At 65.3% G+C, this 14,547-nt stretch carries 13 protein-coding genes; 10 read left to right on the top strand and 3 right to left on the bottom strand.

Going from position 1 to position 14,547, the window contains the following annotated elements:
- Positions 1–342 precede the first annotated feature (342 nt).
- From ABIC50_RS03920 to ABIC50_RS03910, 3 genes are all read right to left on the bottom strand, one after another.
- A complete protein-coding gene (locus ABIC50_RS03920) occupies positions 343–2,667 on the bottom strand; it encodes a xanthine dehydrogenase family protein molybdopterin-binding subunit (protein WP_354161688.1) in 2,325 nt (774 codons plus the stop codon).
- Positions 2,664–3,125, bottom strand: a complete 462-nt coding sequence (locus tag ABIC50_RS03915) for a (2Fe-2S)-binding protein (RefSeq protein WP_006754739.1) — start codon at positions 3,123–3,125, stop codon at positions 2,664–2,666. Before ABIC50_RS03915 ends, ABIC50_RS03920 begins: the two co-directional genes overlap by 4 nt.
- 382 nt (positions 3,126–3,507) lie before the next feature.
- Positions 3,508–4,212 carry a FadR/GntR family transcriptional regulator gene (locus ABIC50_RS03910; RefSeq protein ID WP_126227527.1) on the bottom strand — a complete coding sequence of 235 codons (705 nt, stop codon included), beginning with the start codon at positions 4,210–4,212 and terminating at the stop codon, positions 3,508–3,510.
- A 239-nt stretch (positions 4,213–4,451) separates the two neighbouring features.
- Here ABIC50_RS03910 and ABIC50_RS03905 point away from each other — a divergent pair, with 239 nt between their 5' ends.
- The 10 genes from ABIC50_RS03905 (at position 4,452) to ABIC50_RS03860 (ending at position 14,479) form a co-directional block, all read left to right on the top strand.
- On the top strand, positions 4,452–5,999 hold the full coding sequence (locus tag ABIC50_RS03905) for a sugar ABC transporter ATP-binding protein (protein WP_175701702.1): 1,548 nt from the start codon (positions 4,452–4,454) through the stop codon (positions 5,997–5,999).
- Positions 5,992–7,023: an ABC transporter permease gene (locus ABIC50_RS03900; RefSeq protein ID WP_041491144.1), complete on the top strand. Its 1,032-nt coding sequence runs from the start codon at positions 5,992–5,994 to the stop codon at positions 7,021–7,023. The genes ABIC50_RS03905 and ABIC50_RS03900 overlap by 8 nt, the downstream gene beginning before the upstream one ends.
- A gap of 39 nt (positions 7,024–7,062) precedes the next feature.
- A complete protein-coding gene (locus ABIC50_RS03895; RefSeq protein WP_175663909.1) occupies positions 7,063–8,010 on the top strand; it encodes an ABC transporter substrate-binding protein in 948 nt (315 codons plus the stop codon).
- 66 nt (positions 8,011–8,076) lie between these two features.
- Positions 8,077–9,093 (top strand): aldo/keto reductase, encoded by a 1,017-nt coding sequence (locus ABIC50_RS03890; RefSeq protein ID WP_471685945.1) that lies wholly within the window; start codon positions 8,077–8,079, stop codon positions 9,091–9,093.
- Positions 9,090–9,962, top strand: coding sequence for an L-fucono-1,5-lactonase (locus tag ABIC50_RS03885; RefSeq protein ID WP_354161682.1), 873 nt, complete (start codon positions 9,090–9,092; stop codon positions 9,960–9,962). The genes ABIC50_RS03890 and ABIC50_RS03885 overlap by 4 nt, the downstream gene beginning before the upstream one ends.
- A gap of 13 nt (positions 9,963–9,975) precedes the next feature.
- Positions 9,976–10,983, top strand: a complete 1,008-nt coding sequence (locus ABIC50_RS03880; protein ID WP_175701998.1) for a zinc-binding alcohol dehydrogenase family protein — start codon at positions 9,976–9,978, stop codon at positions 10,981–10,983.
- A gap of 24 nt (positions 10,984–11,007) precedes the next feature.
- Entirely contained in the window at positions 11,008–12,168 is a 1,161-nt protein-coding gene (locus ABIC50_RS03875) for a mannitol dehydrogenase family protein (RefSeq protein ID WP_354161679.1), read from the top strand.
- The gene (locus tag ABIC50_RS03870) at positions 12,165–13,688 is read left to right on the top strand and encodes a UxaA family hydrolase (RefSeq protein WP_354161676.1); all 1,524 of its coding nucleotides are present in this window, start codon (positions 12,165–12,167) and stop codon (positions 13,686–13,688) included. The genes ABIC50_RS03875 and ABIC50_RS03870 overlap by 4 nt, the downstream gene beginning before the upstream one ends.
- A gap of 41 nt (positions 13,689–13,729) precedes the next feature.
- Positions 13,730–14,083, top strand: coding sequence for a hypothetical protein (locus tag ABIC50_RS03865; RefSeq protein WP_354161673.1), 354 nt, complete (start codon positions 13,730–13,732; stop codon positions 14,081–14,083).
- Between the two features lie 54 nt (positions 14,084–14,137).
- Positions 14,138–14,479 carry an L-rhamnose mutarotase gene (locus ABIC50_RS03860; protein WP_354161670.1) on the top strand — a complete coding sequence of 114 codons (342 nt, stop codon included), beginning with the start codon at positions 14,138–14,140 and terminating at the stop codon, positions 14,477–14,479.
- Positions 14,480–14,547: the final 68 nt, after the last annotated feature.

Genomic DNA, 14,547 nt, shown 5'->3' with positions numbered 1-14,547 from the left:
GCATGCTCCATCACGTCTGTCTCCTGTCGACCAGAGTTAGCGCTTTAGCGCTTACTCTGGTCCCATGCTTCGCGGTCGACCAGAGTTAGCGCTTTAGCGCTTGCTCTGGTCCCATGCTTCGCGGTCGGGCGGCGCGTCGGCGCCCCCGTGGGCGCCGGTTGCCGGCACCGGATGATTGGGTCGGTGACTGCAAGTGCTGGCGCAGAATTTAGCACGGTCGTTCGCAAACAACAATGCTCCGGCGTCGCGCCTCCGTTCGACGAGCGCAAGTGTTCGATCGGTGCGCGGCGCCGGCGGCGCCGCAAACCCGTGCGCGCGCCGCACCCGGCACGCGACCGCGTATCAACCCGCCTTTTGCTTCGCGAGCTGATCGGCGACGGGCAGGCTGCGAATCCGCGTGCCGGTTGCCGCGAAGATCGCGTTGGTCAGCGCCGGCGCGACCGGCGGCAGGCCCGGCTCGCCCACGCCGCCGAGCGGTGTCGCATAGTCGTCCGGCGCGACCAGATGCACGCGGATTTCACGCGGCGCCTCGTTCATCCGGAGCACCTGGAAGCCGTTGAAATTGCTCTGCTCCGGTTGCCCGTCCTTGAACGTGATCTCGCCGTGCAGCGCGATGCCGAGCCCCATCACTACCGCGCCTTCGAGCTGCGAGCGCACGCGCTCCGGGTTGACCTGCGGCCCGCAGTCGATCGCGATGTCGACGCGCGGCACCGAAAGCGCGCCGTCCGCGGCCACCTGCACTTCGCACACGACCGCCGTGTACGACACGAAGCTGCGATGCGCGGCGATCCCCAGCCCGTGCCCCTTCGGCAGCTTGCGGCCCCAACCGGCTTCGCGCGCGACCGTCTCGATCACACGCCGCAGTCGTCGGGTATCGACCGGATACAACGCCGGATCCTCGCCGTAGTTCACGTTCTTCACCGTGATGTGCGGCTCGAAACGCCGCGCCGGCCCGATCAGGTCGAGCAGGAAATCCTTCGGGTCGCGGCCCGCCGCATGCGCGAGTTCCGACACGAAGCTCTGGATCCCGAACGCGTGCGGAATGTTGTACACCGAACGGAACCAGCCGATCCGCGTGTGCGCTGGCGCGGCCGGGTTCTCGATCCGTACGTTCTGGACTGCGAATGGAAGATCGGCGACACCTTGCGCGAGCTCGCCCGGCTGCTCGTGCACGACGCCGGCCCGGAAGGTCGACTGGATTGACGGCGCGACCGTGCGATGCTGCCACGCGACCACCTTCCCCGCCGCATCGAGGCCGCCGTCGAACGCTTCCAGCGACACCGCGTGGAAATAGTCGTGCGCGATGTCGTCCTCGCGCGTGAACGTCAGCTTCACGGGCGCCCCCACCGCCTTCGACAGCAGCGCGGCCTCCACCACGTAGTCGGGTTTCGACTTGCGGCCGAAGCCGCCGCCGAGCAGCGTCACGTTGACCGTGACGCGCTCGCTCGGCAGCGCGAGCGCCTTCGCGATTTCGTCGCGCGTGGTCTGCGGCGCCTGCGTGCAGGTCCATACCTCGCAGCGGCCGTCGGCCACGCGCGCGACGGCCGCGGGCGGCTCCATCGTCGCGTGCGCGAGATGCGGAATGTAGTACGTCGCACGCACGCGCTTCGCGGCGCCCGCGAGCGCCGCGGCCGTATCGCCGTCATCGCGGATCACGTCGCCCGGCTGCGCGGCCGCCGCTTCGAGCGTCTTGCGGTAGGCGGCCGAATCGTAGCCTGCGTGCGGCCCATGCTTCCAGTCGATCTTCAGTCGGGCGCGCGCCTGGATGGCCGTCCATGTGTCGCGTGCGATCACGGCCACGCCGCCGAGCGGCTGGAACCCGGACGGCAGCGGCGCAGACGCGAGCTGCACGACCTTGACGACACCCGGCAGCTTTTCCGCGGCGGACGCGTCGAACGACGCGACCGTATCGCCATAGGCCGGCGGACGCGCGACGACCGCGTACAGCATGCCGTCGAGCCGCGTGTCGATCCCGTAGTGCGCGCGGCCGCCGACGATGTCGCGGCCGTCGATCAATGCCGTTTCGCCCTTGCCGATATAGCGGAACTCGGCTGGCGCCTTCAATGCCACGCTCTGCGTATCGGGTACGGGCAGCGCGGCCGCCCTCGCGGCCAGTTCACCGAACCCGAGCTTGCGCCCGGTTTTCGTATCGACGACCTCGTGCACCGTCGCCTTCACTTGACGCACGTCGACGCCCCAGGTCGCCGCCGCGGCCTGCTCGAGCATCGAGCGCGCGGCCGCCCCCGCGCGGCGCAGCGCCGCGAAACTCTGGCGCAGGCTGCGCGAACCGTCGGTGTTCTGGTTGCCGTAGCGCGGCTCGTCGCCGACGGCCTGCGCGACCTTCACGCGTGCCCAGTCCGCGCCCAGCTCGTCGGCGATCACGAGCGCGACGCTCGTGCGCACGCCTTGTCCCATCTCCGAGCGAATGCAGGTCACCGTCACCGTGCCATCGGGCGCGATCGCGACGAACAGGTGCGGATCGTCGCGCAAGCCGTGCGGCATGCCCGCGCCGCCGTACTGCGGATTCGGGCTGACGGGCGGCTGCGCGGGCGTGGCCGCGCGCGCAAGCGACGGCACGCCGAATGCGAGCAGCAGCCCGCCGGATGCGAAGCCGAGCAGCAATGCGCGGCGGCTTTCATTGTGGACGGAGAGTTCCGGCGCGTTCATGCGGCACCTCCGCGGCGCACCGCCAGGCGGATCGCCGCGCGGATGCGCGTATAGGTTCCGCAGCGGCAGATGTTGCCGGACATCGCGTCGTCGATGTCCGCGTCGCTCGGATGGGGATTCGTCTTCAGCAGCGACGCGGCCTGCATGATCTGCCCGGACTGACAGTAGCCGCATTGCGCGACGTTCAGTTCCTGCCACGCTTGCTGCAGCGGATGGTTCACGTCCGTCGACAGACCCTCGATCGTCGTCACCTTCTTGCCCGCGGCGGCCGCGACGGGTGTGATGCACGACCGGATCGCGACGCCGTCGAGATGCACGGTGCAGGCGCCGCACAGCGCCATTCCGCAGCCGAACTTGGTGCCCGTGTGGCCGAGGACATCGCGCAGATACCAGAGCAACGGCATGTCGGGATTGCCGTCGAAATGCCGTTCGCCACCGTTGACGGTCAGCGTGATCATCGTTCACCTCCTGGTTGCGACGCCGCGTCGCGCGGGCGTCGTGTGGGGATTTGAACGGCGCTGGGCACATTCCGAACGACCAGGTGGGCCTGACGCCGTTTCGTTTTCCGGATTGCGGCGGGTGACGACGCAATCGGGGCGATGCTGCCGCCTGGTTGCCTGTGCAACGTTCGGCGGGATTCGCACGATTGCTCGTTCGCGTGGATCGCCGCGCGTATTATCAGATGAATTGCGGTTTGTCGTCGGACGGCGGGCGATTTGGGGGTGATTCGGGGGGATTCCGCGACCTGCCGAACGCGAGATGAATACACGCGTTTCGGCTTTGCGCGCATGGCTGCGCGGGGCGGACGTCAGCGCTTTCGCGGGACCGGCATCGGCGTCGTCAGGGCGCAATCCCGTGCTGCAATGCGCCGCCGATCCAGCGCTCCTCCGACGCTTGAAGATGGGCGCGCATCGCGGTTTGCGCAGCGATCGGATCGCCCGCTTGCAACGCCTTCAGGATCTGCTCGTGCTCGCGCACCGCGGCGGCCCAGGTTTCCGGGCTTTCCGAATGTCCGCGAATCGCGGCGGCAATCGGATCGTGTCGGCTATCGAACAACTCGCCCACGAAGCGGCTCAACACGGAGTTGCCGGCCACCTCCGCAATGAGCATATGAAACTGCCGGTCCGCGTCGACGGGCGATTTGCCCGCGACGGCGAGCCGCTTCATGCGCTCGACCGTGCGACGCAATCGATCCAGCGTGGCTGCCGAGAATCGCGCGGTGGCCAGCACGATCACCGAACCCTCTATGGCACCGCGCGCCTGCATCAGCTCCGATGGGCTCTCTCCCAGTGCTGGCACGCCGCCACCGTCGCTCTCGCCCGGATCGCGAACGTAGACCCCCGACCCAAGCCGTATCTCGATCTGCCCGCCGATTTCGAGGGCGATCAAGGCCTCGCGCAACGACGGGCGCGAGACCCCGAGCGTCGTCGCGAGCTCGCGCTCGGGCGGCAGTCGCCCACCGGCGGGAATTCCACCCTGACGGATCAATGCGAGGATTTGCGCGGCCACGGATTGGTAAAGCCGCTTGGGTTCTGTCTGCTTCATGATCCGAAAAATGGTCGACCGAAGTGGCCGGAGCTTCGCGTTCACGCGGAGTCTATCACGGCGGCGAAACCCCCGACCAGCATGGGATAGACCCGGCACAAGGGTTTACACCATTGGTATGGTCACTTCAAAATAATCACAATTGGCTTGACCAGATGAGCGCTACATCCTCGAATTCATCGCAACTGGACTGGCCAGTTGCCGCTCGACGAACGCGCCAGTGACCAACGGAGACACGCATGACCCCTGCCGACTTGCGGCAATCGCCACCCCTTTCGGGCGGCGGGCCGACTGCTCGAACCATCCTGCAGCTGCAGGGCGTGGGCAAGCGCTTCCCCGGCGTCGTGGCGCTCGACGGCATCGATCTGGATCTACGAGCGGGAGAGGTTCATGCCGTGTGCGGCGAGAACGGCGCGGGCAAGTCGACGCTGATGAAAATCATCAGCGGGCAATACCGCGCGGACGACGGCGTCGTCCTCTACGACGGTGCGCCCGTGCAGTTTTCGTCCGCCACCGACGCACAAGCCGCAGGCATCGCGATCATTCATCAGGAGCTGAACCTGGTGCCCCACTTGTCGGTGGCGGAAAACATCTACCTGGCGCGCGAGCCCAAGCGCGGCCCGTTCGTCGACTACCGCGCGCTGAACCGCGCCGCACAGTTGTGTCTGCAACGAATCGGCCTGAACGTGTCGCCCACGACGCTGGTCGGCGCGCTCTCGATCGCGCAGCAGCAGATGGTGGAAATCGCGAAGGCGCTGTCACTCGACGCGCGCGTGCTCATCATGGACGAACCCACGTCGTCGCTGACCGAATCGGAAACGGTCCAGCTGTTTCGCATCATCAAGGAGCTTCGCAGCGAAGGCGTCGCCATCCTTTACATCTCGCATCGACTCGACGAGATGGCCGAAATCGTGGATCGCGTGACGGTGCTGCGCGATGGGCGCCACATTGCCACGAGCGATTTTGCAGCGACGTCGGTGAACGAGATCGTCGCCCGAATGGTGGGCCGTCCGCTCGACGATGCCTACCCGCCGCGTCGATCCACGCCCACCGATCAGGTGCTGCTGAAGGTACGCGACCTGCAACGAACCGGCACGTTCGGCCCTGTGTCGTTCGAACTTCGCAAGGGCGAAATTCTCGGCTTCGCAGGGCTGATGGGTGCGGGACGCACCGAAGTCGCCCGCGCGATCTTCGGCGCGGAGCGGCCCGATGCCGGCTCGATCCTGCTGGGCGATACGCCGGTCGAGATCAACTCGCCGCGCGAAGCCATTCGCCACGGGATTGCCTACCTGTCCGAAGACCGGAAAAAGGACGGCCTCGCGCTGGCGATGCCGGTCGCCGCAAACATCACGCTGGCCAACGTCGCGGCGATCTCGTCGCGCGGCTTCCTGCGTTTCGCCGACGAAACGGCCATCGCCGAGCGTTACGTGCGCGAACTGGGCATCCGCACACCGACGGTCGCGCAGATCGCGCGGAACCTGTCCGGCGGGAACCAGCAAAAGATCGTCATCAGCAAATGGCTATACCGCGGCTCGCGCATCCTCTTTTTCGACGAGCCGACGCGCGGCATCGACGTCGGCGCGAAATACGCGATTTACGGGCTGATGGACCGCTTGGCGGCGGATGGCGTCGGTGTCGTCCTGATCAGTTCGGAACTGCCCGAGTTGCTCGGCATGACCGATCGCATTGCCGTGTTTCACGAAGGACGTATCACCGCGGTGCTTGAAACCGGAAAGACCAATCAGGAGGAGATCTTGCATCATGCATCAGGAAGAAGTCATGCTTGACATCACATCGGGCCGCACGCCGGCCGTCGATAAACAGGCCCGGCAGCGACGCCGCGACCTGATCCAGAAATTTGCCGCGCTGGGCAGCCTGGTCGTGCTGATCGTCGCGTTTTCGCTGACCAGCGCCGCATTCTTCTCCGTCGGCAACCTGATGACCGTGTCGCTTCAGGTGACGTCGATCGCATATCTCGGCGTGGCCGCGACGTGCGTGATCATTACCGGCGGCATCGATCTGTCGGTCGGATCGGTCCTGGCGCTGGCCGGCGTCGCCGCCGCGCTGCTCGTGAAGGCCGGCATTCCGGTCCCCGTCGCGATGCTGGGCGGCATGCTGGTCGGCGCTGCATGTGGTTGGGTCAACGGGATCTGCGTCACGCACATGGGGCTGCCGCCGTTCATTGCCACCCTCGGCATGATGCTGGTCGCCCGCGGGCTCGCGTTGCAGATCACCGGCGCCCGACCCGTGTCGGGGCTCGGCGACGCGTTCGGCGAGCTCGGCAACGGCGCCCTCTTCAAGATCTCGCACATCGGGGCCGACGGCTTTCCCGACACGATCTTTCCTGGCATTCCGTACCCGGTCGTCATCATGGTGGCCCTCTTCGTGGCGGTCTCGGTGCTGCTGTCGCGAACGTCACTGGGCCGCCACATCTACGCGGTTGGATCGAACGCGGAAGCGGCACGTCTGTCCGGCGTGAACGTGCAAGGCGTCAAGCTGTTTACCTACGTCCTGTCCGGATTGCTCGCCGGCGCCACGGGCTGCGTACTGATGTCGCGCCTCGTCACGGCCCAGCCGAACGAAGGCGTGATGTACGAACTCGACGCCATCGCAAGCGCGGTGATCGGCGGCACGTCGCTGATGGGCGGCGTCGGCACGATCTCCGGCACCGCCATCGGCGCATTCGTGATCGGCGTGCTGCGCAACGGCCTGAACATGAACGGCGTGTCGAGCTTCATCCAGCAGATCATCATCGGCGTCGTCATTCTCGGCACCGTGTGGATCGATCAACTCCGCAACCGGAAGTTGTAATCACAAGACGAAGTTCCAACCACCAACAAGGAGCGAGACATGAAAAAACTATCCGTACTGGCAGCGGCGGCAATCTTGTGCGCGATGTTCGGCGCGCATGCGCAGGCCGCCGGAGGCGAAATTGCCGTGATCGTGAAGACGGCCAATTCGAACTACTGGCAGAACGTGCAGAAAGGCGCCACCGCCGCCATGACCAATGCGAAGGGATACACGATGACGTTCCAGGGCCCTGCCGCGGAATCGGCGATCGCCGACGAAGTCAACATGGTCGAGAACGCCGTGAACCGACATGTCGCCGGCATCGTCCTCGCGCCGTCGGATCCGGATGCACTCGTGCCGGCCATGAAGAAAGCGTGGGAAGCGCATATTCCGGTGGTGTTGATCGATTCGACCGTATCCGATGCCGGCAAGCAGTACTACCAGTCGTTCCTGTCGACCGACAACGCGAAAGCCGGCGAGCTCTGCGCGAAGGCGATGATCGACCGGGTCGGGCAGACCGGCAAAGTCGCGGTCATGTCGTACGTGCCGGGTGCCGGTTCGGAAGTCGGCCGCGTCGGCGGATTCCGCAAGTACATCGCCGCGCATTCGAAGCTGCAGGTGGTGGGGCCGTTCTATTCGCAGTCGCAGATGGCGAATGCGCTGAACCAGACAACCGATGTCCTGTCGGCGAACCCCGACCTCAAGGGCATCTTCGGCGCCAACGAACCGACTGCCGTGGGGATGGGGCGCGCGCTGCAGCAGTCGGGCAAAGGCGGCAAGGTCGTGGCGATCGGTTTCGACGGCAATCAGGACCTCCAAGGATTCGTTCGAGACGGCACGATTCAGGCCATCGCCGTTCAGAGCTCGTACCAGATGGGCTACAAGGGCATCGAGACCCTCGTCAACGTGATCGAGCGCAAGCCTGTTTCCAAGCAGGTGGATACGGGCGTGCTGATGGTCGAAAAGCAGAATCTCGACTCGCCCGCAGCGAAGAACGTCCTGTACTGACGAACGCGCCGTCGCGGCGGCTCTGCCGGGCCGCCCGTCGGCATCTCCTCCATTCACATACACGCCATGAAAGCCATTGCAACGCACGCGCTACCCCGTAGCGGATTGGTCATGAGCACACTGGGCTTCGGTTGCTCGCAACTGGGCGGCCTCTACAAGTCGATGTCGACCGCCGAGGCCCATGCGCTCGTCGACTGGGCGTGGGATGCCGGCATCCGCTATTTCGACACCGCGCCGTTCTACGGCTATACGCTGTCGGAGCGGCGCGTCGGACAATCGCTGCAGGCCCGGGCGCGCGAACGCTATGTGCTGAGCACCAAGGTCGGGCGGCTCATGCGGCCCGACGATACGGTTCAGCCCGGCGACGACGGTTGGGCGCACCCGTTGCCCTTCCGGCCTCACTTCGACTACACGTTCGACGGCATCATGCGTTCGTACGAGGACAGCCAGCAACGCCTCGGCATGCGGACGATCGACATCCTCTATGTTCACGACATCGGCGCCGCCACGCACGGCGATCGGCATGCCCACTATTGGGAACAGCTGACCCGCGGAGGCGGATTCCGGGCGCTCGCCGAGCTGCGCGATGCCCGTGCCGTGTCCGCCATCGGACTCGGCGTCAACGAATGGGAAGTTGCCGTCGACGCGATGCAGGCGGCGGATATCGACGTCGTGCTCCTTGCGGGTCGATACACGCTGCTCGAACAGGAGGCGCTTTCGCCGTTGCTAGATAGATGCGTGCGCAACTATGTTCGGATCGTCGCAGGAGGCGTGTTCAACTCGGGCGTGCTGGTCGGAAACGGCAAGTTCAACTATGCCGACGCGCCGGCCGAAGTGATCCGAAAAGTCGCGCGTCTCGCAGACGTATGCGCCGGCTTCGGCGTACCGCTTGCCGCGGCCGCACTTCAGTTTCCGCTGGCCCACCCGGCCGTGGTGTCCTGCGTGGTCGGGGCGCGCAGTATCGAGCAGTTGCAGAAGAACATCGCCTGGCTCGACACGCCGCTCCCGCCGGAGCTGTGGACCGCGTTGCAACGCGATGGGCTGATCGCCGCAGCCGCGCCGGTTCCGGAGGTGTGCGCGTGACGTTCCGCATCGACGCTCATCAACACTTCTGGCAGATGGCCAGTCGCGACGGTTATTGGCCGCCGCAAACGCTGGACGCCATCTATCGGGACTTCGGTCCGCAGGATCTCGAACCGCTGCTTGCGCGGTCCCGTGTGCAGCGGACCGTCGTCGTCCAGTCGCTACCGACTCAGGAAGACACGCGCTACCTGCTCGACGTTGCAACCCGGACGAGCTTCGTGGCGGCCGTCGTCGGATGGGTGGACCTCAAATCCCCGGATGCGCCGGCCGATATCGCGTCGCTCGCCCGTGATCCGAAATTCCGTGGCATTCGCCCGATGCTGCAGGATCTTGCCGATGACGACTGGATCGACGATCCGGTTCTCGAGCCGGCTATCGACGCCATGCTCGCGCATAACCTCGCATTCGACGCACTGGTCACGCCGCGCCATCTCCCCGCGCTGCTCGCGTTCGCGCGCCGCTACCCGCGCCTGCGCATCGTGATCGACCACGCCGCGAAGCCACCCATCGCATCGGGCGGAAGTGAAGCGTGGCGCGTCGCGATGAGCGAACTCGCCGCGCATCCGAACGTGCACTGCAAGCTCTCCGGACTGTGGACGGAAGCCGGCCCGCATCCCGATCTCCTGCGCGTCGAACCGTACGTGCGCGCGGTTTGCGAGTGGTTCGGCGCGTCCCGGCTGATCTGGGGCAGCGACTGGCCCGTCTCGCGCCTTGCCGGCCATTTTGGTGACTACGGCGCGTGGCTCGCGTGGTGCGAACAAGGCTGCGACCGCTTCCTCGGGCCCGACGCACGTGCACGCGTTTTCGGCGGCAATGCATGCCACTTCTACAGAATCGATCGGCCGTCCGGCGATCAACACGCTCAATAACGAGGACGTCACCATGCTCAGCATCATTTGCGAATCGCCCGGCGTACTGCGCCACGAAGATCGCGCGCCGCCTTCGCGCGCCGATGGCGAGATATTGTTGCGCGTGCAACGAGTCGGTATTTGCGGCACCGACATGCACATCTATTCAGGCAATCAACCCTACCTGCAATATCCGCGCGTCATGGGCCACGAACTGTCCGCGATCGTGGCCGAGGCCGATCCCGGCGCGCACGTCGCGCCCGGAGACGCGGTCTATGTGATGCCCTATCTGTCGTGCGGACAGTGCATCGCGTGCCGACAGGGCAAGACCAACTGCTGCGTCAACATCAAGGTGCTTGGCGTGCATCGTGACGGCGCATTGACCGAATATCTGTCGGTGCCCGCGCAGTTCGTGCACAAGGCCGAAGGAGTGACGCTGGACCAGGCGGCAATGATCGAATTCCTCGCCATCGGCGCACACGCGGTGCGGCGTGCCGCCGTGTCCGCAGGCCAAAGAATCCTCGTGGTCGGTGCGGGGCCGATCGGCATGGCGGCGATGCTGTTCGCCCAGCTGAGAGGCGCACACGTCACGTGCCTGGACACACGCGCCGATCGCCTTGCGTTCTGCCGCGAACACTTCGCCGTTGCGACGGTGCAGACGGGGCCGACCGACGTCGACGAATTGTCGACGATGACCAACGGCGAGTTCTTCGACGTGGTGTTCGATGCGACGGGTAACGTGAAGGCCATGAATCGCGGTTTCGAGTTCATTGCCCACGGCGGCAAGTACGTGCTGATTTCGATTGTCCCCGGCGAGATCACGTTCTCCGATCCGGAGTTTCACAAGCGCGAAGCAACGCTGCTCGGCAGCCGCAACGCCACCGCCGAAGACTTCGAGACGGTCCTCGACGCGATGCGCGCCGGCCGCATTCCGGACAAGGCGCTCAATACGCATCGGATGAGCCTGTCGGACGTTCCCGTCGAGTTCCCGAAACTGATGGAACCCGGGCAGACCGTCGTCAAGGCGCTGGTCGAGTGCTGACCGAATTCGCGGGAACCGTTCGAGATGAGTGAACCGATTCTTCAGTTTGGCACCAGCCGGTTTCTCCAGGCCCATGTCGCCCTGTTCGTATCGCAGGCGCTGGAGCGCGGCGATGCGATCGGCGGGATCCGCATGGTGCAGACCACCGACAACCCGGCAAGCCATGCGCGCATCACCGCTTTGGCTCAGTCAGGCAGTTATCCGGTGAAGATCCGCGGCAGGGAACACGGCGCGATCGTGGATACGGTCGTCCACTGCCGCGCCGTGCGCGCCGCGTGGATCGCCGATCGCGACTGGGCGATGATCCGGCATGCGGTCACGCATGACGTCCGCGTGATTGTGTCGAACACCGGCGACGCCGGCTACCGTCTCGACGAGCGCGATTCGCCGGCGCTGCTCGCGCGGGAGAGTCATGTCCCGCGCAGCTTCCCCGCCAAGCTGCTCACGCTGCTGCATGCACGATGGCGCGCACGGCCCGGTGCGGGTGTGTCGATCTTTCCGTGTGAACTCGTCGCGCGTAACGGCGACACGCTACGCGCGCTGGTCATCGGCCTCGCTGAACAATGGGCGCTGCCCGCGCCCTTCGTCACGTACCTGTCGCAACGATGCATCTGGGTCAACTCACTGGTCGACCGGATCGTGTCCGAACCGATCGAACCGGTGGGCGCCGTGGCCGAGCCCTACGCGCTCTGGGCCATCGAACGACAACCGGGCATGGAACTGCCGTGCACGCACGAACAAATCGTCGTGACCGACGACCTGCTCAGCCATGAGCGGCTCAAACTGTTCTTTCTGAATGTCGGGCATACCTGGCTTGCCGACCAGTGGCTCGTGCAGCGCCGCAGCAGCGCGCAGACCGTGTTCGACGCGATGAACGATACGACGCTGCGCGAGGGCATCGAGGGCGTCTGGGGCGAGGAAGTCCTGCCCGTGTTCGATGCGCTCGGGATGCGCGTTCGCGCAGAGCGGTACGTTGCAAGCGTGCGCGAGCGGTTTCTCAATCCGTACCTCGACCATCACATCGCGGACATCGCCGGCAACCATGTCGAAAAGGTCCGGCGGCGGATTCTGCCGCTGATCGAACTGGGCGATTCGCTCGGGGTTGCGCCTGATCAGACGCGGCTGCGCGATACGCTCGCGCGGCATGGCGTGACACCCTCAACCAAAGAGGCAAATGCATCATGAATGATCGGATGGTCGTCATGCTTCATGGCGACGACAACGTAGCGGTGGCATTGAGAACGCTCGAGGCCGGCACGTCGATTGAAGTGAACGGCCTGTCGATGATGGCCGTGACGTCCATTCCGGCGGGCCACAAGATAGCGACCCGTCGCATCGTGCGAGGCAGTCCGGTGATCAAGTACCGGCAAACGATCGGTGTCGCGCTGAACGATATCGCGCCCGGCGAGCACGTTCACGTTCATAACGTCGGCATGCCCGAGCATCACGCGCATCGTGCCGCGCACGTCGATGCCGGTCACGCGCTCGCGCCGGCAGACCGGCAGGAAACGTTTCAGGGTTTCGTGCGGGCGGACGGACAGGTTGGCACACGCAACTACATCGGGGTCATCGCCAGCGTCAACTGTTCCGCCAGCGTCTGTCACGCGATTGCGGACGCGTTCAAGGGCGACGCGATGGCTCCGTTCGAATCGGTGGACGGCGTAGTTGCGATCACGCATCAGAGCGGCTGCGGGATGTCCGCAACCGGAGACGGCATCGCCGTACTTCGTCGCACGCTGACCGGCTACGCGTGCAATCCGAACTTCGCGGCCGTGCTGCTGGTGGGCCTCGGTTGCGAAGTGAACCAGGTCGGTGCCCTTGCAACGTCCGTGGAAACAACGCACGCTGCGCCGGTCAGGACCCTCGTCGTCCAGGATGAAGGCGGCGTGCGTGAAACCGTGGCGCACGGCATCGCGATCGTCCGGGAAATGCTGACGGCAGCCAATCGCATGACGCGTACCGAAGTTCCCGCCGCGCGGCTGAAAGTGGGCCTGCAATGCGGCGGCTCGGACGGTTACTCGGGGATCACTGCGAATCCCGCGCTCGGGGCAGCCGTTGATTTGCTCGTTCGCCACGGTGGCACCGCCATCCTTTCCGAGACACCGGAGATCTACGGCGCAGAACATTTGCTGACCGCACGCGCGTCCGGCGTCGTAGCCGAGCGGCTCCTCGACAAGCTGCGCTGGTGGGAACGGTATGCGGGCGAATCGGGCGGCGACATGAACAACAACCCCTCGCCCGGCAACAAGGCCGGCGGCATCACGACCATTCTCGAAAAGTCGCTCGGCGCGGTTTCGAAGGGCGGCAGCAGCCCGCTCAACGCCGTCTATGACTATGCCGACCGCGTATCGGAGTCGGGCCTGGTCTTCATGGACACGCCCGGCTACGACCCGGTATCCGCCACCGGACAGATCGCCGGAGGCGCCAATCTGGTGTGCTTTACGACGGGGCGCGGCTCGGTGTTCGGCTCCAAGCCGGTTCCCACCATCAAGCTGGCGACGACCACCGGACTATTCGAGCGGATGCGCTCGGATATGGACTTCAATGGCGGCGAGATCGTCGACGGTTCGCTTTCCGTCGGGCAGGCCGGGGCGCAACTATTCCGGTTGATGCTGGACGTCGCGTCGGGCGTACGCACCTGCAGCGAGCAGAACGGCATGGGCGACCGCGAGTTCGTGCCGTGGCTGCGCGGCCCGATCATGTGATGCCCCGCCCTGCTCCCACTCATCTCCGGCAATCGTCACCCATGGACATGAACCCGCCCGAATCGGCGCCGCGCGATCGCACAAGCGAATTGCGGCTATCGGCGCAGCAACGAGATCTGCTCGATGAGGCGCTCTCGCTCCTGATCGACATGCGCTCGCGCGCGCTGGACATTGCGGCTCAGGTCTGTCGACGTCAAGGCAGCGCCGTGCCCGATGTTCACGATTTTCAACTGCCCGCGATCATCGACCTGCAACGGCGGCTTGCGGCAGCATGTGCACCACCCGACGCGACGGTGTCGCATTCGGGATCGCTAGCGGCCGTGACCGTACTATCCGGCATTCCGCGACGATCGGGCAAACGTGCGGCACGTATTTCGTTACCCGTTGATGCGTGATCCTGAGCAGTCGACGGCTCACGCTCTTCGGGCGTTTTCCAACATGAGGTCGCTATGCGCTACTGTCTCGCACTGGATCTGAAAGACGATCCTGATCTGATCGCTCGCTACGAGGAGCATCACCGTGCCGTATGGCCCGACGTGCTGCGGCATCTTCGCGAGCATGGGGTACTCGGTATGGAAATTTTCCGCCTCGGCACGCGCATGACGATGGTGATGGACACCGATGACGCGGTGTTCGATGCCGAACGCATGGCCAAAGCCGCGGAAGAAAATCCTACGGTTCGTGCTTGGGAAGACGTGATGTGGACATTCCAGGCCGCCACGCCGTGGACACCGGCCGGTCTGAAGTGGACACCGATGACCTGCATATTCGATCTGCGAACGCAGACGTGAGCGTGCGACTCGCGGACGTCGTTTCCTTGAGTTTCGCTACGATCATGTGAATGGCATTAGCCGGTGCC

Source organism: Burkholderia sp. 567 (assembly GCF_040545115.1).
GTDB lineage: Bacteria > Pseudomonadota > Gammaproteobacteria > Burkholderiales > Burkholderiaceae > Burkholderia > Burkholderia ambifaria.
Note: the sequence above shows the minus strand (reverse complement) of the source record. Positions and strands in the feature narration are given on the sequence as shown.